The following is a 21,165-nucleotide window of genomic DNA, read 5'->3' on the forward strand; positions in this document are numbered from 1 at the left end:
GCGGAGAGCTGGTTAGGCGCGCACGAGGCGGGCGATCGCGTCGGAGGCTTCCTTCAGCTTCACCGCCGCCTCGTCGCCGCCTTCGGCGACGGCGTCGGTGACGCAGTGCGCGAGGTGGTCATCCAGCAGGCCGAGCGCGACGGATTGCAGCGCCTTCGTCATCGCGGACACCTGGGTGAGGATGTCGATGCAGTACTGCTCCTCATCGACCATCCGCTGCAGGCCGCGGGCTTGCCCCTCGATGCGGCGCAACCGTTTGAGGTAGTCCTCCTTCGCGGTGATGTACCCGTGGTGGTGCTCTGCTGCGGGCGCGGTGGTGTCGGTCATGGACGCTCCTCGGGGTTCACCGATTACGGTAGCGGCGCTCATGCCGCCGTCGACCAATCGAACGGGGTCGGCGCGATCGGCGTACCGGACCCACGGGTGATGACGATGGCGATGTCCTGCTGGTCCTGCAGTTCCAGATCCGGCAGCGGCGTGGTGGTGCGGGTGCCGTTGACGAACACGGCGACGTGCCGGTCGTTCTTCCCGTCGACGTACCCGCCGACCTGCCCGTCTCGCAAGGTCACGTCCCACTCGGTAAAGAGCTGTCCGAGGGTGAACGGCTGCACCTTCGCGGACTCGACGTGCACGATGCCGGAGGTGTCGTGGGTGTGGAGTGCAGACATGCCGCCCCGCTGCACGTCGACGCCGATGTTCGCCGGCACCGCCACCGGCTCCCCGTCCACGGACACGGACAGATGCTGATGGGTGTGCAGCGCCGCACCTTCCATCCCCGCCACCTCGAGCCCGGCAGCCTTCGCCCGCGCCGCCGCATCCGCGGGGGCCGGCCACGGCGGTGCCGCCGTCGCTCCGGACGCTGTTGGCGCCGTGTCGTTGCCACGGTTCAGCGCGGCGACCGTGATCGTGGTGACCGCGGCGAGGACGACGACCACGGCGGCGCCCAGCAGCCACCACCGGCGGGTGCGACTGCGCTGCTGTTCCGCTCTGCGGTCAGCGGCTTTCCGCCGCGCCTCTTCGCGCCGATCAGTTCTGCTCGCCATCACGTCCTCTTTCCGGATGCCGGTTCGGCGGATTGGGAACACATCCGCCCGACCGGCGTTACACTCGCTACGGTACCCCCCTAGGGTACCTGATGAACGTGAACGACGAAGGGATCACCACGATGAGCGAGCAGCTGACGAACACGTACGCCATCACGGGCATGACGTGCGGGCACTGCGTGATGAGTGTCAACGAGGAACTCGCCGCCGTGCCGGACGTCACGGACGTGACGATCGACCTCAACGTCGGCGGTGTCTCCACCGCTCGGGTGACCAGCACCCGCAACCTGCCGCAGGAGGAAGTCTCCGCCGCTGTGGAGGAGGCCGGCTACACGTTGGTCGCATCATGACCACGACCAGCACCCCGCCGGTTGAGCTGACCATCGAGGGGATGACCTGCGCGTCGTGCGCGAACCGGATCGAGCGGAAGCTGAACAAGCTGCCCGGCGTGACCGCGAGCGTGAACTACGCCACCGAAAGCGCCTCCGTCACGCTCCCCGCGGACCTCGCTGTCGACGACGCGATCCGGACCATTGAAGCGGCCGGGTACGGCGCGCACCTGCCCGAACCGGCCGGCGCGGACACCGACGAGCTCGCGCCGCTGCGTCGGCGCCTGATCGTGTCCACGGTGCTCGCCGTCCCGGTGGTGGCGCTGTCGATGGTCCCGGTCCTGCAGTTCCCGGGATGGCAGTGGGCCGTTCTGGTGCTGGCGCTGCCGGTCGCTGTGTGGGGTGCGTGGCCGTTCCATCGTGCTGCCGCGATCAACGCCCGGCATGGGGCCGCGACGATGGACACCCTCGTCAGCGTCGGCGTCGCCGCCGCGACCGTGTGGTCCGTCTGGGCGCTGGTGTTCGGCGGCGCCGGGCACATCGGGATGCAGATGGCGTTCTCCTGGTTCCCGCACCCGGGCGCGGCTCCGGAGCCGTACTTCGAAGTCGCCGCCGCGGTGACGGTGTTCCTCCTCGCCGGCCGGTACTTCGAGGCCCGCGCGAAGGACCGCTCCGGCGCCGCCCTGCAGGCGCTCCTCGCCTTGGGTGCACCGACTGCGCGGGTGCTCCGAGACGGTGTCGAAACCGAGGTGCCGACCGCAGCACTACAGGTCGGGGACCGGTTCGTGGTCCGTCCCGGTGAACGCATCGCCACCGACGGAACCATCACCGATGGCACGAGCGCGATCGACACCAGCGTGATGACCGGTGAAGCGGTCCCCGTCGAGGCCGGCCCCGGCGACACCGTCACCGGTGCGACCGTGAACGTCGGCGGCCGACTCATCGTCGAAGCCACCCGCGTCGGCCACGACACGGAGCTTGCCCGCATCGGCCGGCTCGTCGTGTCCGCGCAGACCGGCAAGGCCGAGGTGCAGCGCCTCGCCGACCGGGTCTCCGCCGTGTTCGTCCCAATCGTCATGGGCCTGGCGGTGCTGACCCTCATCGGGTGGCTGCTGCTCACCGGCGACGTGCAAGCCGCGTTCACCGCCGCCGTCGCGACCCTGGTGATCGCCTGCCCCTGCGCCCTGGGGCTGGCAACTCCCACCGCGCTGCTCGTCGGCACCGGACGTGGCTCCCAGCTCGGGATCCTCATCCGCGGACCCCAGGTCCTCGAGGCCACCCGCCGGATCGACACCGTCGTGCTCGACAAGACCGGCACCGTCACCACCGGCAAGATGAGCGTCCACCAGGTGACCGCCGTCGGTGGGGAAACCGACACCCGGGTGCTCGCCCTCGCCGCCGCCGCGGAAGCAGGATCCGAACACCCGATCGCCCGCGCCATCACCGCAGCCGCCACCGACCACCCCACCGCGGAATCGTTCCAGTCCACCGCCGGGCTCGGCGTCCAAGCCGTCGTCGACGGCACCCTCGTGCTCGTCGGCCGACCCGCGTGGTTGACCGACCAGTGGGCCATCACCATCCCCGAAGCGGTCACGGACGCGGTCCGGACCGCAGAGCGGGGCGGCGCGACCGCGGTCGTTGTCGCATGGGACGGCGCAGCCCGCGGCGTCATCAGCGTCGCGGACACCATCGCGCCGACCAGCCCGGACGCGATCCGACGCCTCCACGACATGGGGCTGCGCACGATCATGCTCACCGGCGACGCTAAAGACGTCGCCCGGACGGTCGCCGCCGAGGTCGGCATCGACGACGTCGAAGCCGAGGTACGCCCCGAAGACAAGTACCGGACCGTCATCCGGCTGCAGCAGCAGGGCCGGTCCGTGGCGATGATCGGCGACGGCGTCAACGACGCCGCCGCTCTCGCCGCCGCGGATCTCGGGATCGCGATGGGTAGCGGCACCGACGCGGCCATGGAAGCCGCCGACATCACCCTCATCCGAGCGGACCTGAGCGCCGCGGCGGACGCGATCGCGCTCGCCCGCCGCACCCTCGGCACGATCAAGGTGAACCTGTTCTGGGCCTTCGCCTACAACGTCGCCGCGATCCCGCTCGCGATGGCCGGCCTGCTGAACCCGATGATCGCCGGCGCCGCAATGGCGCTGTCCTCGGTCTTCGTCGTCAGCAACAGCCTCCGCCTCCGCACCTTCCACACCCGATAGGAGCGACATGGACACCCACGAACACCACAGCATGACCGACCACGACAACCACCAGAACCATGGCGGCGGTCACGCGACGACGACGTGGACGATGGCCGCACAAGCGACCCTGCACTGCCTCACCGGCTGCGCGATCGGTGAAGTCCTCGGCATGGTCATCGGCACCGCGACCGGCCTGCACAACACCGGCACGATCATCCTGTCGATCGTGCTGGCGTTCATCTTCGGCTACGCCCTCACCATGCGCGGCGTCGTCCGGTCCGGGCTGAGCTTCTCCGCCGCGTTCAAGGTCGCCCTTGCCGCAGACACCGTGTCAATCGCCGTGATGGAGATCATCGACAACACCGTCATCGTCGCGGTTCCCGGCGCCATGGACGCGCAGCTGAACGACTGGCTGTTCTGGGGCTCCCTCGCGTTCTCCCTGGTGATCGCGTTCATCGTGACCACCCCGGTGAACCGGTGGATGATCAGCCGCGGCCTCGGGCACGCCGTCGTTCACGGCCACCACTGATCCAAGTGACTGGCCCTCGCGGCCGCCGGAGTGCAGAGGCCCCCTCAAGCTCCAGGGGGCGGCACATCTGGCGGGTGCGACGTACTTGCTGCATGCCCGCCAGATGTGTCAGAATCGTCCTGCGTTCATAGTGCGCGCCAACAGCCGGCCTTCGGGTCGGTTTTTTTGTGCCCGAAACGCTCTACCCGCGAAGGCCCAGCGGCGGCGATCGCTTGCGGCGAGATGCAGGCCTCTCCCCGCCCCTCGATGAAAGGGCGGGGGATGGTGAGGCCCCCGCCCTTCTTCTCGCGGCTGATCGCGACGCGAGGTGAGCCCAGTGTGTCGAGCCGCACCTGTGCACGCGGCGAGCTCATCGCGGCACCCACGTGGTTCGGTCATCGATGAACCGTCCCTCGCACCGCGAGGCCCACAGACCTCGGAGCACGCACTGGGCGTGCTCCCGAGAGCCAGCCCACGGGCTGGCAGATCGAACGGTGGAGGTTCCATGCCCCTGTCGATTGAGATCCCCGCTGCCGCTGGCTACGCAGTCGGATTCGCCCTCGCGATGAACTTCATCGCGATCGCGATCCGACAGGCGTGGCCGGTGCTGAGTGACAAGGCTGCCCGCCGCGTCGCTCGCATGCAGCGGGCGAAGGCTGCTTCGAAGAAGTAGCGCTCAAAAAAGACCCCCCTCCATCGTCGGGGAGAGCTCTGTGTCCGTTTCGTACCACAAACCTTCGTTATCGGCACATAGCTAGATCCGGGCTTTGCAGGGAGCCGCTGCGGGTGGTGCTCTCAACGATGGCGTCCGTTTGCCGGTGACGGGTGTGGCGTTGCCAGGACGGGGATGACGCGGGCGCAAGCGTGGAGGGTGAGGTGTCGCATGACGCTGTCGATGGCCATACCGCCGCTGGCGACCACGGCGCGGAGTTCGGGGAGCATCTCGAGCAGTCCGGCAAGTGAGCGACGGCCGCGCCCGATGTCGTCGGGTCGGACGGGAATCGGTGGTTCCCGCGAGGTGAGGGTTAGGCGCAGGATCTGGCGTCCCAGGAGTCCGGTTTCGGGCGGCCCGCTCGGAGCGGGGGTCGACGTGGTCGCGGGGAGGTCTTCGGTAGGTGCTGGCTGAGGCGAGGGGCAATATCGTGCACATGTGAGGTGGACACAGCAGCGGTGGGAACGGGTAATGCGGTGGCCGCTTGCGATCGCGGCGGGAGCGTTTCTTGCTGCGTATGCGGTGGAGGTGCTCGCCGATCATCACGGCCGCAGCGCGTTCGTGTCGGATGTTGTGATCAACGTCACGTGGGCGATGTTCGTGGTGGACTACCTCGTGACGCTCCTGTTGGCGCGTCATCGTGGTCGGTGGTTCGTGCACCATCTGGTGGACCTGGCCGCTCTTGCGTTGCCGTTCCTGAGGCCTTTACGGCTGTTGCGGCTCGCGCAGCTGTTCCGAGTCCTGCAGCGGAGCACCGGGGCTGCCGTTCGCGGGCGAGTGATCGTGTACGTGATTGTGACGACAGCTTTGCTGGTGTTCGTGTCCGCGTTAGCGATCCTCGATGTGGAACGGCATGCCGACGGCGCGACGATTGTGTCATTCGGGGATGCGCTGTGGTGGGCGTTGGTCACGATCACGACCGTTGGGTACGGTGATCTGACCCCGGTGACCGAGACAGGTCGGTTGATCGCCGCGGGAGTGATGATCAGTGGCATCGCGCTGCTGGGTGTAGTTACCGCGACAATCGCGAGCTGGATCATTGATCAGGTCGGTCGACGTGACGACGAAGCACAGATCGCGACCCGGCGTGAACTACGTGAACTGTCTGCCGAGATCCGGTCGCTGCCGGAGGAGCTGCAGCAACGTCGACCGCCGTCGGGTGAATGATTCCCTGCCACGGTGTCCAGATCGTTCCGTGGCGTCATAGTAAGAGTGAGATCGGGTCTTCAAGGAGGCTGGTGAGCGTCTGTAGGTATTGAGCGGCGAGGGCGCCGTCGATGACGCGATGGTCTGCGGAGAGCGTGAGGCGGATCCTGTGGCGGACGACGAGGTTGCCGTCGTGTACGGCAGCGTCCGCCGTCGCTGCTCCAACGGCGAGGATTGCGCTTTCGGGCGGGTTGATGATGGCGGTGAAGGACTCCGCGCCGAACATGCCGAGGTTACTGACGGTGAACGTGCCGCCGGTCATGTCGGCGGGTTGCAGTTTCCGATCCGCCGCACGGGCGCTGAAGGATCGGCTGGCGGCGCTGATGCTGCTGACGCTTCTGGTGTCGGCATGTGTCATGACCGGGACAACGAGGCCGGCCGGCGCGGCCATCGCGATCCCGATGTTCACTGCAGTGTGCTGCGTGATCGCAGGATCCGGGTCGTCTTGGTAGGAGACGTTGATGGCCGGGTGCGCGGCCAGGGCGAGGGCTGCGGCCTTGACGATGAAGTCGTTGAGGCTGACTTTCGCGGTGTCTTGTCTGATCCGTGATGCGTTCACCATGGTGCGCAGATCAATGAGGGCGTCAGCGTCGGCGACGGCGGTGACGGTGAAGTGCGGGATGGTGCGGGCGCTCTCGGTGAGTCGGCGAGCGATCACCTTCCGCGTCCCGGTCATCGGCGTCGTCACGTCCGCGTCGGTGTCTTGCTGATGGTGTGTGGAGGCGCTGCCAGGCACGGGGAGCGTTGCCGTCGACGGGACATCGTGCTCTAAAGCTGCAGCACTCTGGTCCGCGTCGATGATGGCTTCGACATCAGCCCTGACAAGGCGGCCGCCGGGGCCCGATCCGTGAACGGTGGCGATGTCGACGTGGTGTTCGCGAGCGAGTTTGCGTGCCAGTGGGGACGCGAACGCGATGTGCTCTGCCGGCGCGGGTATGCCTTCGGAGCGTTCACGCTGTTGCGGCTCCACGGGGGGATCTTCCGATGTGCGTGCGGGGTGGTCGTGCTCGGATGATGTGTCGAACGCGGGAGCGGGGACGAACGTTGGAGTGGTCGGCGATGTGTGCTCATCGGCGGGCGAGTCCGCGCGTTGGCCATCCGCCGGGCTGAGCGCGGGGCCGGAACCGTCGTCGAGCGTCGCGATGGGAGTCCCTATCGCAACGTTCTCTCCTTCGGGAACGAGGATCTCCGTCAAGGTGCCAGCGTCGTAGGCTTCGTATTCCATGGTGGCTTTGTCGGTTTCGATCTCGACGAGGATGTCGCCGACTTCGACGATGTCGCCGGGGTGCTTGTGCCAGGCGGAGATGGCGCCTTCTTCCATCGTGTCCGACAGCCGCGGCATGGTGATCTGGATCATCGGGACGTTCCGTTCCGGTCGGAGGCGCGCCAGCCGACCGCGTGGAGGGTTTCGTGGACGGCGGTAATCGCGTCCTCGAGCGCGGGAAGGGCCACCGTTTCGAGGGGCTTGGCGTATGGCAGGGGAACTTCGGCCATCGCGACGCGGCGGACTGGTGCGTCGAGGTCGTCGAAGGCGCCGTCGGAGATCGACGCGGCAAGCTCCGCGCCGATGCCGTAAGTGAGCCAGTCGTCTTCAAGGACGACCGCGGCGTGGGTCTTCCGCACGGAACGGATCACGGTCTCGCGATCGAGTGGGCGGAGGCTTCGCAGGTCGATGACTTCGGCGTCGATGCCGTCCTCGGCGAGCCGTGTTGCTGCTTGCCGCGCCAGGTGCGCGGTGCGTGAGTAGCCGATGAGCGTGACGTCAGACCCGACGCGGCTGACAGCGGCGCGACCAATTTCGACGTCGTCGACGTCATCGGGTACGTCGTCCTTGATGTTGTAGAGGGCGAGGTTCTCGAGGAACAGCACCGGGTCGTCGTCCCGGATCGACGCACGCAGGAGCGTACGTGCGTCCGCTGGGGTGGACGGTGCGACGACTTTCATACCGGGTACGAACGCGTAGTACAGCTCCACGTTCTGCGAGTGCGTTGCACCGAGCTGTTGACCGCCGCCACCTGGTGTGCGGATCACTAGCGGTACGCGGCTCTGCCCGCCGAACATGCCGTAGATCTTCGCGGCGTGGTTGACGATCTGATCGAGTGCGAGGAGGGAGAAGTTGATGGTCATGATCTCCACCACCGGTCGCAGTCCGAGCATCGCGGCACCGATCGCGGCACCGGTGAACCCTTCTTCCGCGATTGGGGTGTCGCGGACACGGCGTGGCCCGAACTCCTCGAGCAGCCCCTGAGTGATTTTGTACGACCCTTCGAATATCCCGATCTCTTCGCCGAGCAGGAGCACGTTCTCGTCCGCGAGGAGTTCCTCGCGGAGCGTCATCCGGAGCGCGTCCCGGTAGCTCATCACAGTCATCGGGTCTGCTCCTGACTTGTCGTGGCGGGATAGTTCGTGTCAGTGGGCGGTGGGAACAGCGGCTGTGCAGGGAGCCGGCGCGTGTCGTTCGGGACCGGTGTGGCGTAGGTGTAGTCGAACAGGGTGCTGGGGTCCGGGTGGGCGCTGTTCGCGGCGTAGTCCGCTGCCGCGGTGGCTGCAGCGATGGCGGCGGCGTCCATGGCGGCGGCGGCATCGTCGTCGATGATCTCTGCGGCGATCAGCGCCGCCCGGTAGGCGGCGACCGGGTCGTGCTCGCGGAGCGCTTCCGTTTCGCTGTCGGTGCGGTACTTCGCCGGGTCCACCACCGAATGGCCTTTCAAGCGTTCGGTGGTGAGTTCCAGCAGGAACGGCTCATTTCGACGCGCTGACGCGAGTGCGCGGGTCATCGCTTGCTGCACGGTGACCGGGTGCAGCCCGTCGGCGCGTTCGGCGGCCATCCGGTAGGAGGCAGCGCGCTTGTACAGTTTCGGTTCCGCGGAGGCGTGTCCGACGGTCGTGCCCATCCCGAGCTGGTTGTTGATGATGACGTACACGATCGGCAGATGCCACAGCGCGGCGAGGTTCAACGACTCGTGGAACGCGCCGATGTTCGTCGTCCCGTCTCCGAGCGTGCACACCACGACCTCGTCGCCGCCGCGGTAGTCGATCGCGAGGGCTGCCCCGGTGGCGAGCGGGATTTGCCCGCCGACGATCCCATAGCCGCCGAGGAGCCTCGCGGTGAGGTCGAACATGTGCATGGAGCCGCCCCAACCACTGGAAACCCCGTCGACGCGGCCGTACAACTCCGCCATCACCCGGTTCGGGTCGATTCCGCGGCCGATCGCGTACCCGTGCTCCCGGTAGTTGGTGAACAGGTAATCCATCGGCTGCATCGCGGTCGTGATCCCGGCGACCGCAGCCTCCTCGCCGAGATTCAGGTGGCAGTATCCACCGATCAGGGCTTGCGTGTAGGCGCGGGCGGCGCGTTCCTCGAACCGCCGCACTCGGAGCATCAAGGACAGCAGCTCAGCTTGTTGCTCTTCGGGGATGTTGTCGGGCTCTTGCGTCGGCGTTGTGCGGGAGGTCATAACGGTCTGCTGCTCCTTTGCGCAATTGCCCATCCGACCCGTAACGCATTCACGGCGCGGAGGTGTTGTTCGGCCCGGTGCCGACCGTTGGCCGGTGAGGGGTGTGGCGCGGCGATCACCGGTAGCACAGTCGGGGCGTCTGTCATGGTGAGGTACCGCATGACGCCGTCCAGCGCCGTGGCTCCGAAGGTGACGATCGCGGCCAGTTGCGGAAGCGAGGCAAGGAGCGTCGACAGCGCGGGGATGCTTTCCACCAGATCTGCTCGCGTGGGTCTTCTCGCGAGTTCCCACGGCACGATATTCCACCGCAGGTACGCCGTACGCGGCAGCCCAGATTCCGCACGCGCGCGCCTGAACGCAGCCACTGTCGGGCCGGGATTGTCCTCGCTGCAGATCGCACCCGCGCCGACCGCGATCGTGGCGGGACCGGGCGATTCCATCAGCACCAGGACCTGGGATTCGACCCCACCGGAGTGAGCGTCGAAGCCCGGCACGAATCGCCTGGTCCCATCCGGTGCGAGCCGCCACATCTCCGCCAACCCGTTCAGCGACCGAACATCCGCCGGTGCGAACGTCCGACCGGTGTCGCGCACAGCGGCGGCAGCATCACGTGGTGATCGCCGCATCAAGCTGGCTTCGGGGGCGCGAGGAGGGTGCCGCGGATGACGGAGCCGTGGAAGGTGCGGACGGCAACAGTGATCCACGCGGCGACGAGGCCGGCGTAGTACAGGACGGCGAGGCCAGCGACGACGGTGAGTCCGGAGTGCAGGGCCAGGCCGTTCAGGCCGGTGACGCAGGTGCCGACGGGGAACGTGAACGACCACCAGGTCAGGCTGAACGGGAGGTGCTGCTTCGCGGTGCGGATGGTGATGGCGAGGGCGATGACGGTCCACAGCAGCGCGAAGCCGAGCATCGCGAACCCGTACACCAGCGCCACGACCAGCAGGGCATGCGCGGTACTCGCATCGACAACGGTGGGGGCGTTCGAGGCGAGGAGGTTCACGGCGGTGATCGACTGCCCGACCGGCCCGAGGACGATCCACAGAGTCGGGACCATGCCGGCGGCGCCGACCTTGTGCTGCGCGAGACGGTTCCAGATCAGGGTGATCACGACCAGGGACGTGATGAGGCTGAGGCCGAAGAAGCCGTAGCAGGACCACAGCAGCGTCTCCCGCGCCTGCCCGGCGGGGGCGTAGGGCAGGAGGAGCGCACCGGTGGAGGCAGACACCATCGGCGGGACGATCGGCATCAACCAACCGCCGAACGCGGAGTCGGGCTTGTTCTCGTGGCGGGTGAACGCCAGGTACGGCACGAGCACTGCCGTGAGCAGTCCTCCGATGGTGCCGATGGTCCAGAGGACCCAGTCGATGGTGACGGCGGCGGGGAGGCCGATCCAGTCCTTGCCGAGCAGGATCGTGCCTGCACCGACGGTGAGAAACGCCATTGGCGGGGCGCCGTAGAAGTGCGAGATGACCGGGTGCAGGTGGTGCTTCGCCGCGGTGTCCCGGTAGCGCACCCAATGCAGGACCGTCGCGATGGTGAGGGCGATGAGCAGGATCGCAGCGATTGCCCACACCACCGTCGCGCCGGTGCGCAGCCCTGGGAACTGCAGCGGGAGTGATGCAGCGGCGACGGCGACGATGCCGGTGCCCATGATGGATGCGAACCAGTTCGGAGTCAGGTTCGACACGATATGCCCTGGCCGATCGAGCTCTCGGAACACCGTGCGCCGCTTTGGGGCACCGTGCCGCTTGGTCGTGCTGGGTGCCGGTGCGGTCTGGGTGGTCATGCAGGCAGTCTGACCCCGACCTCGGGCGTGGTGGAACCACGAACTGTTTCGGGGTGGCACAATCATGGTTTGTGAAACGTCGTGTGACGGACCGGAAGCTGGATCTCGACACGTTGGACGTGCTGCAGCGTGTCTCGGAGTCGGGCTCGTTGTCGATGGCTGCGAGCCAGTTGGGCATCACTCAACAGGCGGTGTCAGCGCGGATTGCGGCGGCGGAGCGGATGGTCGGGGTGCAGCTGGTGGTGCGTTCCTCGTCGGGTTCGTGGCTCACCGATGCTGGGGCGACGGTGATGGAGCTTGCCGCACCGGTGTTGGATGCGGCAGCACGATTGGAGGCAGGTGTGCATGCACTGCGGCTGCCATCGGGCACGATCACGGTTGCCGCGTCGCAAACGATCGCGGAGTTGATGTTGCCGGAGTGGTTGTTGCGCTCCCGTCGTGCGGCGCCGGAGATCAGTGTGCGCATGTTGGCGGGGAACAGCACCGACGTGATCGGGTACGTCCGCACCGGCGCCGCTGACATCGGGTTCGTTGAGGGGCCACACACGCCGGTGGATCTTCATGCGATGCCGGTTGCGGACGATGAGCTCACGGTGGTCGTTGCGGCAGAGCATCCATGGGCGTCAGCGGCGTCTGTGACGGCGGCGGATGTCGCCGCGACACCGCTGCTGGTGCGCGAGCAGGGATCGGGCACGCGCGCTGTCGTGGAAGGGTGGTTGCGTGACCAGGGGTTGACGATGGTGGAACCGGCGGCGCAGCTTGATACCACCGCGGTGATTCGCGCGAACGTTCGCTCAGGCGTGGCGCCGGCGGTGATGAGTGTCCGTTCGGTACGTGCGGATGTCGACGCTGGGGTCCTCGTGCGGGTCCCGGTCGATGGCCCATCACCGCTTCGGCGGTTTACCGCGATCTGGTCGACGCCGCCATCAGCCGCGACCGCGGCGTTCCTGCACACCGCAACCCACCCGGTGTAGTCGTCTGCTGGCGAACCGGAGCTGGCGGCCACGGCGTCGCGGGGTTGTCATATTGCGCACGCGTCGTTCCATTCACGGAATGGTGTGTTGGGGTTGGAAACGTCGATGATGGCGTTCGCTGCGGATCGCGGTTCGTCTCGTTGCGTGAACGCCTGCGCGGCTCCGACATCACGGATGGGCGCGCGGACAATGCCGGTACTGGCCCAGATCGTCCAGTCCCAGAGCCCTCGAGCGGGCACTTGCAACAGTCCCCATCCGGTCACGATGAGCACGTCCGCTCCTACCGGGTCGCTGCGGAAGGGAATCGCCACATCCGCTCGTGCTCCCATCGCGGTGATGACCGAAGTGATCGTCTCGTGTTGCACGGCGTAGCCAGCTGCAGTGACCGCGTCACCGAGCGCCGTCGCAACCGCGTGCACGGCGTAGACGGAATCACCATCGACCGCGATGATCGATCGCCGGCCGGCGTACTGCGTGCTCCACTGATGCACCACGTCGCGGTACACGCTGGCGATGGTGTGGGGGGTCATTGGTGCTCCCTTATGTGGCGGCGGGTGTCGGGGACGGATCAAACGGCATGCAGCAGCGGAACGAACAGTGCTGCGGCAGCGATCAAGACGACGAGGGAGACGCCGGTGAGCAGCAGCCGCTTCTGCCGGCGGGGTTGCCCATCTGGTGCGTCGCCCCACACGCTCGCCCGGACGGTGATCTGGTGCGCATCGCCGACCAGACGGCGGATCGTCGGATCGGACAGGTCCAACAGTCCGTTGCGGGCATTGGCCGAGATCTGCGCAGCTTCCCGCATGCTCATCGACATCCGCGACACGCTCCGATCACGTTCCGCGTCGTTGGCACTGAATCGTCTGCGAGACCGACTCGTCCGTTGCATCAGAACGTCTGCCCGTTCTCGTCGCCAACCTGCTTGACAGAATTGCCATGCACCACGGGGCCATCCGGAGCATCTGTGAATGGGCCGCGCCCGATCGGGATGCCAGCCTCAGGGTGATTCAGGTCGAACGCCGGGGACTCCGACCGGATCCTGGGGATCGAGGTGAAGTTGTGTCGCGGTACCGGACACTGGGTTGCCCACTCGAGGGAGCGACCGTACCCCCATGGGTCATTGACCTGCACCTTGGGTGCCTTCCGAGCCGTGATGTAGATATTGAACAGGAATGGCAGGAATGAGATCCCGAGCAGTATCGACCCGATCGTGGAGACCTGGTTCAGCCAGGTGAACCCGTCCTGCGGCAAGTAGGTCGCGTAACGGCGGGGCATGCCGATCACGCCGAGCCAGTGCTGCACGAGGAACGTGGTGTGGAACCCGAGGAACAGTAACCAGAAGTGGATCTTGCCGAGCCGTTCGTTGAGCATCTTCCCGGTCCACTTCGGCCACCAGAAGTAGAAACCGCCGAACATTGCAAACACGACGGTGCCGAACACGACGTAGTGGAAGTGGGCGACGACGAAGTAGCTGTCGGAGAGGTGGAAGTCCAACGGCGGAGACGACAGGATCACGCCGGTAAGGCCACCAAAGGTGAAGGTAATGAGAAACCCGACAGCCCAGAGCATCGGTGTTTCGAATGTCACCGAGCCGCGCCACATGGTGCCGATCCAGTTGAAGATCTTCACCCCGGTCGGGACTGCGATCAGCATCGTCATCAGTGAGAAGAACGGCAGCAGGACGCTGCCGGTGACGTACATGTGGTGTGCCCACACGGTCACCGACAAGGCTCCGATAGAGATGGTGGCGTAAATCAGTGTCTTGTAGCCGAAAATCGGCTTTCGGCTGAACACGGGCATGATCTCGGAGATGATGCCGAAGAACGGCAACGCGATGATGTACACCTCGGGGTGCCCGAAGAACCAGAACATGTGCTGCCACAGCAGCGCTCCACCGTTGGCGGGATTGAAGATCTGCGCGTCGAAGACACGGTCGAGGCCGAGGCCGAAGAGGGCAGCGGCCAATACCGGGAACGCGATCAGTACCAGCAGCGCAGTTACCAGGACGGTCCAGGAGAAGATCGACATGCGGAACATCGTCATGCCGGGGGCACGCATGCAGATGATGGTGGTGATGAAGTTGACCGACCCGAGGATTGATGCGAATCCGACGAGGATGAGCCCGAACACCCACAGGGTGCCACCGAGGCCTGGCGTGAAGGTCGTGTCCGACAGTGGCGCGTACGCGGTCCACCCGAACGATGCTGCACCCTGCGGAGTCAGGAAACCGCCCACAGTGATGAGGCCGCCGAACAGGTAGATCCAGTACGAAAAGGCGTTCAGTCGGGGAAACGCGACATCCGGCGCGCCGAGGTGCAGCGGCATGATCGCGTTCGCAAAACCCGAGAACAACGGTGTCGCGAACAGCAGCAGCATGATCGTGCCGTGCATGGTGAACAGTTGGTTGTACTGCTCCTTTGTCGCCACGATTTGGAGGCCCGGTTCGAACAGTTGCGCGCGGATCACGAGGGCCATGACGCCGGCGAGGAGGAAGAACATGAATGAGGTCATCATGTATAGGTAGCCGATGACTTTGTGGTCGGTGGAGGTGATCCACCGGACAATGATGTTTCCTTTTGCGCCGGTCCGGGGCGCATCGAACACGGGCACCCCGGTGTCGGTGGTGCGCGGGGTTGTGGCGGTCATGAGCTGCCTTTCGACATGCAGTGCAGAGACTGGTTGGGCGAATTCTGCCGGCTCGCTGGGGTCACACGAATAGGACGGCAGCGATCAGGCACGCACTGGGGCTGGCATGAGCCCAGCAGCGCTAGCAGGCTGGCGGTGACGCACCCGGGTCGTGGCATGTGACTGCACCACCTGCTCAGCTTCGGTGACGACGTCGGCGACTGCCTGGTCGTGCATGTCGAATGCATCCGTCGCGACGTAACACCGGCTGCGAGCCGTTCCGTTGAGCGGTCCACCCGAACGTTGATTGGGGCGCATCAGCATGGCTCTCCTGTTCGTGGAAGCGTTCCTGCCGATCTTCCTCGCCGCTCGGGCGGTCGGCAACGGAGATTCGGTTGTGACCACACAACGGCGTGTTGTGTGCGGCGGCGGTTGCGACGCGCAGCGGGCGACTTCCATGCCACCGAGCATCATCGGCACGGTGCACTGGTCGGCACGGTGCACTGGTCGGCACGGTGCACTGGTCCGTGTCGTGGTGTCAGCTCGGCGGAACCGGGCCGGGGTTCACTCGAGCGAACCTGCGTCGGGAGGAAGGGGCGGCGGCGGACTGAGTTTCCTCTGTGCCGGCTGCCGGTGCCGCGCGGGATTTCCGGGTGTCAGCGTGGTCGCGTGGGGCGGGTTGCAACGGGAGCGAGCCAGGCGGTGAGTGCGGTGGCCACGATGCTGCCAGCGCCGATGATGACGGCGAGGACGACGATCTGGAATCGTCCGGCCTCGATGGGCGAAACCCCACCGAAGACCGCGCCGACGAACGCTCCGGGAAGCGTGACCAGCCCGGTCGTTTTCGTCTGGTCCACTGTTGGCACCAATGCTGCGCCGATCGCTCGGCGGACCTGGTCGACGGTGGCCTGCCGTGGCTGCGCTCCAAGGGCGAGCCACCCTTCGACTTCGTCCCATCGGTCATCGACGAGTTCGACGAATCGCCTTCCGGATAAGGTCGAGATCGTCATTGTGTTCCCGATCACGATGCCTCCGATCGCGAGAACGTATCGCGGGGTGAGCGCGATGGCCCCGGTTCCGAAGACGAGTACGCCGGCGACCATGATTCCTGCAGCCATGCACGTCGCGACTGGGACAATGCGAGCGCGGAGCGTGCCGAGCCGTCGAGCTGAGGTAATGGCCGCGACCGTGAACATCACCAAGAGCGCGATGGTGATCAGCGCCGGCGAGCGGATGATCCCTGTCAGCAGCACGCTGATCGCAGCCAACTGCAACACCCCCCGCCCAACTGCGAATGCTGGAGCCCACGGTGAGGGTGCGCGCACTGCCAGCAACACCGCCGCCGTAACACCGACGAGAGTGACCACGCCGACGAGAGTGCGGACGGCTTCATCGGAATTGATCAACTCGCTCCTTCCACCGGCGGCCGCCACGCGCTCAGGTTGCAGGCGTACCCAGATCGGGAAGAAAAGAAGGTGTGTCCGGCCAAGGCGCGCGTCCCCTTGCCCTCGGGCAGGACCGCCCGCCTGAGCATCGTTGATTCGGTCCGCCGGATCGCCGGGAGCATGCCGACTATTGGTCACCGCCCTGTCTGCCAAAGTCGACGAGAAAGATGAAGATGCGTTGCCCATCACGCATCTCGTGCGTCATCTCCCGGATCGTACCGATCTGACCATCGCGCGTGAGCGCCTGCTGCAGCGCCGGGACCTGCACAAGATGGTTCACGTCTACGTCGAACCACTCCACATGGTGCGCGTCAACATCGGATGCCATCCAGTCATCTGCTGGTGCGCTTCGGTCCCACCCGTACTGATGCGTCTCCACTGGAGACCATTTCACGATGCGCTGCATTGTCGCTCACCGCTGCCCGATCAAGCCGTAGGGCAGTCCCGGGTGCTGCTCGGCGATTTCGGTGAGCCGGTTGTACTTTGCGACCCGTTCCCCGCGGGCGGGTGCGCCCGACTTGATCTGCCCAGTACCGGTTCCGACGACGAGGTCGGCGATGAACGTGTCCGTGGTCTCCCCGGAACGGTGGGAGACCATGCTGGCCATCCCGATGCTGGTGGCGGTGGCGATCGCACCGAGGGTCTGGGAGACCGTACCGATCTGGTTCGGCTTGATCAGTGCCGCGTTCGTCAGGTGTTGCTCGCCGCCGTCGCGGATGCGCTGGGGGTCGGTGACGTAGAGGTCGTCGCCGACGGTCTGGATCCGGTCACCGAGCGCCGCTTGCATGCGGCGGAACCCCTCATGGTCGTCCTCAGCGAACCCGTCTTCGATGCTGCGGATCGGGTACGTGTCGATGAGCTGCCGGTAGTAGTCGACCAGCCCGTCCCGGTCGAGGCTGTCGTCGAGCATCCGGTACGAGCCGTCTCCGAGGGAGAACTCGTTCGCGGCCGGATCGAGGGCGATCGCCACCTGGTCGACGCCCGGCTCGTAGCCTGCGGCGCGGATCGCGGTGACCAGCAGGTCGAGCGCTTCCTCGGGTGCAGCGATCGATGGTGCGAAGCCGCCCTCGTCGCCGAGGCCGAGGCTACCGAACCGGTCCCGTACCAGACCCGCGAGGGCGTGGTAGACGTCCGCGCCGATGCGGACAGCGTCGGCCATCGTTGAGGCGTTGACGGGGGCGATCATGAACTCCTGGAAGTCCAGCTTGTTCGCTGCGTGCGCGCCGCCGTTGAGGACGTTGAAGTGCGGGACCGGCATCCGCGGCGTCGAGCCGGTGATCTCGGCGATCCACTGCCAGAGTGGGAGGTCCGCGGCGTGTGCGAGGGCCCGGGAGGCGGCGATGGAGGTTGCGACGACGCTGTTCGCGCCGAGCCGGCGGTACCCGGTGGTGCCGTCGAGTTCGGCGAGGGCGGCGTCGACCTGTCCGATCGCGGACCAGGACCGGCCGGTGAGCAGGCCCGCGATGTCGGTGTTGATCAGGTGGAGCGCCTGGGTGATGTCGCGGCCACCGAACGCTGTTCCGCCGTCGCGGAGCTCGACGGCTTCGTGGGCGCCGGTGGATGCGCCCGCGGGGGCGTCGCCGGTGACGGTGCGGCCGTCGTCGAGTTCGAGCAGGACGCGGACGGTCGGGTAGCCGCGGGAGTCGAGGATGCGGGTGCCGTGGACGGCGTCGATGGTGACGGGGTGGTCGCGGTGGGTGACGTACTCGCCCTGGTGGGCTCCGTGGTGGTGGATGCCGCTGATGTAGTCGTTCATGGTGACGCTCCTTCTGGTCGGGTCATGCGTCGTGGTCGTGCGGATGGAAGGGAAAGCCGCGGGGAGGCGGAGGGGACGACCTGCTGGCGATCACTCAGCGCCAGTGCCTCCCCGCGGCGGTCAAGGGGCCCGTGGATCACGGGTGTCGGGTGTGGGCTTCCTGTGCGGTGCGGATGACGGCTTCGGCAGCAGGACGGTTGGCCCACCCGTTGGTGGTGACGTGCTTGCCGTGTTCGATCTCCTTGTAGTGGGAGAAGAAGTGCTCGATCTCGATGAGGGTGTGCTCCGGGACGTCGCTGATGTCCTGCAGGTCTTCGAACCGGTCGTCGCCGGCGGGGACGGCGAGGATCTTGTCGTCGCCGCCGTTCTCGTCGACCATGCGGAGCATCCCGATCGGCCGGACCGTGATGACGACGCCCGGGAACGTCGGTCGGGGCAGCAGCACGAGCGCGTCGAGGGGGTCGCCGTCATCGCCGAGCGTGTCATCGATGGAGCCGTAGTCCTGGGGGAACACCATGCTGGTGAACACGGCCCGGTCGAGCCGGATCCGGCCGGTGGTGTGGTCGACTTCGTACTTGTTGCCGCTGCCGCGGGGAACCTCGATCGTGTCATCGATGGAGCCGTAGTCCTGGGGGAACACCATGCTGGTGAACACGGCCCGGTCGAGCCGGATCCGGCCGGTGGTGTGGTCGACTTCGTACTTGTTGCCGCTGCCGCGGGGAACCTCGATCGTGGGGGAACACCATGCTGGTGAACACGGCCCGGTCGAGCCGGATCCGGCCGGTGGTGTGGTCGACTTCGTACTTGTTGCCGCTGCCGCGGGGAACCTCGATCGTGACGTCGAACAGCATGGGAAGGCCCGTTCCAGGATGTGGGGTGGCGGTCACAGCAGACCGCCAAGGAGGATGCCGGCGATGGCTGCCGCGACCGAGAGGACGAGCATCCCGAGACCGTTGACGGCTGCGGCGGTGATCCGGCCGCTGCGGGCGAGGCGGACCGTTTCGAAGTTGGCGGTACTGAACGTGGTGTAGCCGCCCATCACCCCGGTGCCGAGCACCGCCACGGGGGCTGCGCCGAGGTGACTGGCGGCGCCGACGATGAGCCCGAGCAGCAGCGACCCGGTGATGTTGATCGTCAACGTGCCGACGGGGAGCCGGAACTCCCGGCCGGTGTTGATCAGCCCGTCGAGGAGGAACCGGCCGGCAGCGCCCACGCCGCCACCGGCCGCGACCGCGACCGCGAGGAGGATGCCGGCGTTCATGCGGACACCGTCCGGGGGCGGAACCAGCCGGCGACCACCAGTCCGACCGCGGTCGCGATCGCACCGGCTATGACGGTCAGTAGCGCGTACCCGGTGCCGGCGAGACCGTGGCCGGTGAGGAACAGTGCGGCGGTGGACTCAGCGAGGGTGCTGTAGGTGGTGAAGCCGCCGAGCACTCCCGTGCCGAGCAGCAGACGCAGGACACGGCGGCGGCCCGCGTCGGGACCGCGATGCGCCAACGCTTCCAGGAGCACCCCGAGCAGCAGCGCTCCGCTGATGTTGATCCAGAAGATCGACCAGCTCACCCCGCCGTCTGCTGGGAGCAGCGCACTGATCACGTCGCGCAGGAGTGTGCCGACCGTGCCACCGACCGCGACGAGGCCGACGTACCGCCACCGCAGGTGCACGGGCCGCATGGCCGTTGCGGGGTCGGAGACGTCCACATCCGGGTCGGAGGGGAGCTGATCATCGGGCATCGGGGTGTCCGTTCGGGTGGTCATGTTCCGCCTTCTGCCGCGACCAGCGCCGCGGCGTGGTGCGCTGCTACCGGATCCAGGAACGCCCCACCACGCGGGACGAGAGCACCCGTCGGCGTAAGCTCATACTGCAGCGGCTGCCCCGTGGGCAGGTTCAGTGCGTGCAGTTCCGGCTCCGTGAGGTCGTCGATGCACGCGCACATGGCGCGGAGCGAGTTGCCGTGCGCGACGACGAGGACGCTCCGACCCGACCGCACCATCGGTAGAAGTCGGTCCTGCAGCACGGGTCGGACCCGATCGATGACATCGGAGAGGGCCTCGGTGCGTCGGAGGGCAGCGTCTGACAGGTCGCGCAGCGCGGAACTTGACCGCAGCGCCGTCCACACTTGCAGGGACATCGCCGGTGGTGCGCCGTTCCGGGACCTGCGGATTCGGGTGTATTCGTCGTCGCCGAGCGTTCGGCGGGCATCGGTCTTGGTCATCCCGGTGAGTGCGCCGTAGTTGCGTTCGTTGAGCTGCCAGACCTTCTCCGTCGGGATGGCGATGCCGAGGGTGTCGAGGACCAGTTCCGCAGTGTGCACGGTGCGTTGCAGCGTCGACGTGAGCACCTGGTCCGGCAAGATGCCTGCTGCCTGCAGGAGCCGCCCCGCGGTCACGGCTTGCTGGACACCCTCGACGGTCAACGGTTCGTCGCGGAGGCCGGTGAAGGTGCCGGCCCGGTTCGCGGTGCTTTCCCCGTGGCGCAGCAGCACCAGCCGGCCCGTCACGACGCATCCCACGGCAGGGCGCTCTCGAACCCGACCGGTGCGTGTGGGACGACCACGACGGGACGGTGCTGCTGGTGCGTCAGGCGGGCGGCGACGGAACCGTTCAAGAACTCCGCAACCCGGCGTCGGCCCGTCTGCGACCCGACGACGATCATTACCGCGTCACGTTGCTCCGCCACCGCCGCCAACGCCCGGCTTGGATCTCCAACCCGAGTGAGGATCTCCACCCGGACCGACCGTGCTGCAGCGAGATCGTGGATGACGGCGACGTCGCGGTCGGGCAGCTGCTGCGGTTCGGTGTCCGCCGTGTCCGGATCGATCGGTTCGATGATCTCCGAACCGTCCCGACGAGTTCCTGCGTTCAGCAGCGCCGGATCCACCGCAACACACACTACCGACGCACCGAAATGCTTCGCGATCAGCGTGGCAACGCCGACAACGCTCTCTACCTGCCCGGACTGTACGCCGGCAACGATCGTGCGGGCGGAGTCTGCCTCGACCATGTCTTCTCCCTATCTCGGGCACGCTGACGCGCGCCGTGCTGAGATAGGGACTGTTGTCGACAGGTGTCGAGGTTGGGTCCGGCAAGCCCCACTACCGGGTCCGAAGACACCA

Annotated in this window: 24 protein-coding genes and 1 pseudogene; 6 read left to right on the top strand and 19 right to left on the bottom strand. The window is 66.8% G+C overall.

Annotation, left to right across the window (positions count from 1 at the left end; translation table 11 throughout):
• Window positions 1-12: 12 nt before the first annotated feature.
• Window positions 13-327 (bottom strand): metal-sensitive transcriptional regulator, encoded by a 315-nt coding sequence (locus EDF28_RS08825; protein WP_079238218.1) that lies wholly within the window; start codon window positions 325-327, stop codon window positions 13-15.
• 38 nt (window positions 328-365) lie between these two features.
• On the bottom strand, window positions 366-1,043 hold the full coding sequence (locus EDF28_RS08830) for a hypothetical protein (protein WP_123937983.1): 678 nt from the start codon (window positions 1,041-1,043) through the stop codon (window positions 366-368).
• Window positions 1,044-1,135: 92 nt separating this feature from the next.
• Between EDF28_RS08830 and EDF28_RS08835 the strand changes: the two genes are divergently transcribed.
• The 5 genes from EDF28_RS08835 to EDF28_RS08850 all read left to right on the top strand — a co-directional run bounded on the left by EDF28_RS08835 (window position 1,136) and on the right by EDF28_RS08850 (window position 5,960).
• Window positions 1,136-1,393 (top strand): heavy-metal-associated domain-containing protein, encoded by a 258-nt coding sequence (locus EDF28_RS08835; protein ID WP_243648838.1) that lies wholly within the window; start codon window positions 1,136-1,138, stop codon window positions 1,391-1,393.
• Window positions 1,390-3,591, top strand: coding sequence for a cation-translocating P-type ATPase (locus EDF28_RS08840; protein WP_123937985.1), 2,202 nt, complete (start codon window positions 1,390-1,392; stop codon window positions 3,589-3,591). The genes EDF28_RS08835 and EDF28_RS08840 overlap by 4 nt, the downstream gene beginning before the upstream one ends.
• A gap of 7 nt (window positions 3,592-3,598) precedes the next feature.
• The gene (locus EDF28_RS08845; RefSeq protein WP_185094187.1) at window positions 3,599-4,102 is read left to right on the top strand and encodes a DUF4396 domain-containing protein; all 504 of its coding nucleotides are present in this window, start codon (window positions 3,599-3,601) and stop codon (window positions 4,100-4,102) included.
• Window positions 4,103-4,586: 484 nt separating this feature from the next.
• Window positions 4,587-4,754, top strand: a complete 168-nt coding sequence (locus EDF28_RS19225) for a hypothetical protein (RefSeq protein WP_165901042.1) — start codon at window positions 4,587-4,589, stop codon at window positions 4,752-4,754.
• Window positions 4,755-5,231: 477 nt separating this feature from the next.
• Window positions 5,232-5,960, top strand: coding sequence for a potassium channel family protein (locus tag EDF28_RS08850; RefSeq protein ID WP_243648839.1), 729 nt, complete (start codon window positions 5,232-5,234; stop codon window positions 5,958-5,960).
• A 34-nt stretch (window positions 5,961-5,994) separates the two neighbouring features.
• Here the strand turns inward: EDF28_RS08850 and EDF28_RS08855 are convergent, their stop codons facing one another.
• Genes EDF28_RS08855 through EDF28_RS08875 form a run of 5 tightly spaced genes read right to left on the bottom strand, consistent with a single transcriptional unit; the run spans window position 5,995 to window position 11,147 of the window.
• Window positions 5,995-7,356 (bottom strand): dihydrolipoamide acetyltransferase family protein, encoded by a 1,362-nt coding sequence (locus EDF28_RS08855; RefSeq protein ID WP_123293738.1) that lies wholly within the window; start codon window positions 7,354-7,356, stop codon window positions 5,995-5,997.
• Window positions 7,353-8,369: an alpha-ketoacid dehydrogenase subunit beta gene (locus EDF28_RS08860; protein WP_123293737.1), complete on the bottom strand. Its 1,017-nt coding sequence runs from the start codon at window positions 8,367-8,369 to the stop codon at window positions 7,353-7,355. Before EDF28_RS08860 ends, EDF28_RS08855 begins: the two co-directional genes overlap by 4 nt.
• Window positions 8,366-9,457, bottom strand: a complete 1,092-nt coding sequence (locus tag EDF28_RS08865; protein ID WP_221182551.1) for a thiamine pyrophosphate-dependent enzyme — start codon at window positions 9,455-9,457, stop codon at window positions 8,366-8,368. The genes EDF28_RS08860 and EDF28_RS08865 overlap by 4 nt, the downstream gene beginning before the upstream one ends.
• Window positions 9,454-10,050, bottom strand: coding sequence for a uracil-DNA glycosylase family protein (locus tag EDF28_RS08870; RefSeq protein ID WP_159573342.1), 597 nt, complete (start codon window positions 10,048-10,050; stop codon window positions 9,454-9,456). Before EDF28_RS08870 ends, EDF28_RS08865 begins: the two co-directional genes overlap by 4 nt.
• Before the next feature lie 32 nt (window positions 10,051-10,082).
• On the bottom strand, window positions 10,083-11,147 hold the full coding sequence (locus EDF28_RS08875; protein ID WP_243649815.1) for a TDT family transporter: 1,065 nt from the start codon (window positions 11,145-11,147) through the stop codon (window positions 10,083-10,085).
• Window positions 11,148-11,299: 152 nt separating this feature from the next.
• On the opposite strand from EDF28_RS08875, the gene EDF28_RS08880 reads away from it, so the two are divergent.
• A complete protein-coding gene (locus tag EDF28_RS08880) occupies window positions 11,300-12,220 on the top strand; it encodes a LysR family transcriptional regulator (protein WP_235035966.1) in 921 nt (306 codons plus the stop codon).
• Between the two features lie 47 nt (window positions 12,221-12,267).
• Here EDF28_RS08880 and EDF28_RS08885 read toward each other — a convergent pair whose 3' ends face one another.
• The 12 genes and pseudogenes from EDF28_RS08885 to EDF28_RS08935 all read right to left on the bottom strand — a co-directional run bounded on the left by EDF28_RS08885 (window position 12,268) and on the right by EDF28_RS08935 (window position 21,053).
• On the bottom strand, window positions 12,268-12,750 hold the full coding sequence (locus tag EDF28_RS08885; protein ID WP_123937991.1) for a hypothetical protein: 483 nt from the start codon (window positions 12,748-12,750) through the stop codon (window positions 12,268-12,270).
• A 38-nt stretch (window positions 12,751-12,788) separates the two neighbouring features.
• On the bottom strand, window positions 12,789-13,037 hold the full coding sequence (locus EDF28_RS08890) for a hypothetical protein (RefSeq protein WP_123293732.1): 249 nt from the start codon (window positions 13,035-13,037) through the stop codon (window positions 12,789-12,791).
• Window positions 13,038-13,108: 71 nt separating this feature from the next.
• Window positions 13,109-14,866, bottom strand: coding sequence for a cytochrome c oxidase subunit I (gene ctaD / locus EDF28_RS08895; RefSeq protein ID WP_123293731.1), 1,758 nt, complete (start codon window positions 14,864-14,866; stop codon window positions 13,109-13,111).
• Between the two features lie 635 nt (window positions 14,867-15,501).
• On the bottom strand, window positions 15,502-16,251 hold the full coding sequence (locus EDF28_RS08900) for an ABC transporter permease (RefSeq protein WP_235035967.1): 750 nt from the start codon (window positions 16,249-16,251) through the stop codon (window positions 15,502-15,504).
• Between the two features lie 166 nt (window positions 16,252-16,417).
• The gene (locus EDF28_RS19230) at window positions 16,418-16,696 is read right to left on the bottom strand and encodes a hypothetical protein (protein WP_131845087.1); all 279 of its coding nucleotides are present in this window, start codon (window positions 16,694-16,696) and stop codon (window positions 16,418-16,420) included.
• 6 nt (window positions 16,697-16,702) lie between these two features.
• On the bottom strand, window positions 16,703-18,046 hold the full coding sequence (gene eno / locus EDF28_RS08905) for a phosphopyruvate hydratase (RefSeq protein WP_123340877.1): 1,344 nt from the start codon (window positions 18,044-18,046) through the stop codon (window positions 16,703-16,705).
• Between the two features lie 136 nt (window positions 18,047-18,182).
• Complete coding sequence (locus EDF28_RS08910; protein WP_123937993.1) at window positions 18,183-18,776, bottom strand: inorganic diphosphatase; 594 nt, start codon at window positions 18,774-18,776, stop codon at window positions 18,183-18,185.
• A gap of 4 nt (window positions 18,777-18,780) precedes the next feature.
• Window positions 18,781-18,897, bottom strand: a pseudogene (locus EDF28_RS08915) (inorganic diphosphatase); the annotation flags it as partial.
• 32 nt (window positions 18,898-18,929) lie between these two features.
• On the bottom strand, window positions 18,930-19,307 hold the full coding sequence (locus EDF28_RS08920; RefSeq protein WP_123937995.1) for a CrcB family protein: 378 nt from the start codon (window positions 19,305-19,307) through the stop codon (window positions 18,930-18,932).
• The gene (locus tag EDF28_RS08925) at window positions 19,304-19,807 is read right to left on the bottom strand and encodes a CrcB family protein (protein ID WP_235035968.1); all 504 of its coding nucleotides are present in this window, start codon (window positions 19,805-19,807) and stop codon (window positions 19,304-19,306) included. Before EDF28_RS08925 ends, EDF28_RS08920 begins: the two co-directional genes overlap by 4 nt.
• The gene (locus EDF28_RS08930) at window positions 19,804-20,550 is read right to left on the bottom strand and encodes a 2,3-diphosphoglycerate-dependent phosphoglycerate mutase (RefSeq protein ID WP_123293726.1); all 747 of its coding nucleotides are present in this window, start codon (window positions 20,548-20,550) and stop codon (window positions 19,804-19,806) included. The genes EDF28_RS08925 and EDF28_RS08930 overlap by 4 nt, the downstream gene beginning before the upstream one ends.
• The gene (locus EDF28_RS08935; RefSeq protein WP_123293725.1) at window positions 20,547-21,053 is read right to left on the bottom strand and encodes a universal stress protein; all 507 of its coding nucleotides are present in this window, start codon (window positions 21,051-21,053) and stop codon (window positions 20,547-20,549) included. The genes EDF28_RS08930 and EDF28_RS08935 overlap by 4 nt, the downstream gene beginning before the upstream one ends.
• Window positions 21,054-21,165: the final 112 nt, after the last annotated feature.

The organism is Curtobacterium sp. PhB137, assembly GCF_003814955.1.
Lineage (GTDB): Bacteria > Actinomycetota > Actinomycetes > Actinomycetales > Microbacteriaceae > Curtobacterium.

Excerpts from the sequence above, each read along its gene's own strand:
- EDF28_RS08825 (WP_079238218.1), bottom strand. The coding sequence starts at position 327 with ATGACCGACACCACCGCGCCCGCAGCAGAGCACCACCACGGGTACATC.
- EDF28_RS08830 (WP_123937983.1), bottom strand. The coding sequence starts at position 1,043 with ATGGCGAGCAGAACTGATCGGCGCGAAGAGGCGCGGCGGAAAGCCGCT.
- EDF28_RS08835 (WP_243648838.1), top strand. The coding sequence starts at position 1,136 with ATGAACGTGAACGACGAAGGGATCACCACGATGAGCGAGCAGCTGACG.
- EDF28_RS08840 (WP_123937985.1), top strand. The coding sequence starts at position 1,390 with ATGACCACGACCAGCACCCCGCCGGTTGAGCTGACCATCGAGGGGATG.
- EDF28_RS08845 (WP_185094187.1), top strand. The coding sequence starts at position 3,599 with ATGGACACCCACGAACACCACAGCATGACCGACCACGACAACCACCAG.
- EDF28_RS19225 (WP_165901042.1), top strand. The coding sequence starts at position 4,587 with ATGCCCCTGTCGATTGAGATCCCCGCTGCCGCTGGCTACGCAGTCGGA.
- EDF28_RS08855 (WP_123293738.1), bottom strand. The coding sequence starts at position 7,356 with ATGATCCAGATCACCATGCCGCGGCTGTCGGACACGATGGAAGAAGGC.
- EDF28_RS08860 (WP_123293737.1), bottom strand. The coding sequence starts at position 8,369 with ATGACTGTGATGAGCTACCGGGACGCGCTCCGGATGACGCTCCGCGAG.
- EDF28_RS08865 (WP_221182551.1), bottom strand. The coding sequence starts at position 9,457 with ATGACCTCCCGCACAACGCCGACGCAAGAGCCCGACAACATCCCCGAA.
- EDF28_RS08885 (WP_123937991.1), bottom strand. The coding sequence starts at position 12,750 with ATGACCCCCCACACCATCGCCAGCGTGTACCGCGACGTGGTGCATCAG.
- EDF28_RS08890 (WP_123293732.1), bottom strand. The coding sequence starts at position 13,037 with ATGTCGATGAGCATGCGGGAAGCTGCGCAGATCTCGGCCAATGCCCGC.
- ctaD (WP_123293731.1), bottom strand. The coding sequence starts at position 14,866 with ATGACCGCCACAACCCCGCGCACCACCGACACCGGGGTGCCCGTGTTC.
- EDF28_RS19230 (WP_131845087.1), bottom strand. The coding sequence starts at position 16,696 with ATGCAGCGCATCGTGAAATGGTCTCCAGTGGAGACGCATCAGTACGGG.
- eno (WP_123340877.1), bottom strand. The coding sequence starts at position 18,046 with ATGAACGACTACATCAGCGGCATCCACCACCACGGAGCCCACCAGGGC.
- EDF28_RS08920 (WP_123937995.1), bottom strand. The coding sequence starts at position 19,307 with ATGAACGCCGGCATCCTCCTCGCGGTCGCGGTCGCGGCCGGTGGCGGC.
- EDF28_RS08925 (WP_235035968.1), bottom strand. The coding sequence starts at position 19,807 with ATGACCACCCGAACGGACACCCCGATGCCCGATGATCAGCTCCCCTCC.
- EDF28_RS08935 (WP_123293725.1), bottom strand. The coding sequence starts at position 21,053 with ATGGTCGAGGCAGACTCCGCCCGCACGATCGTTGCCGGCGTACAGTCC.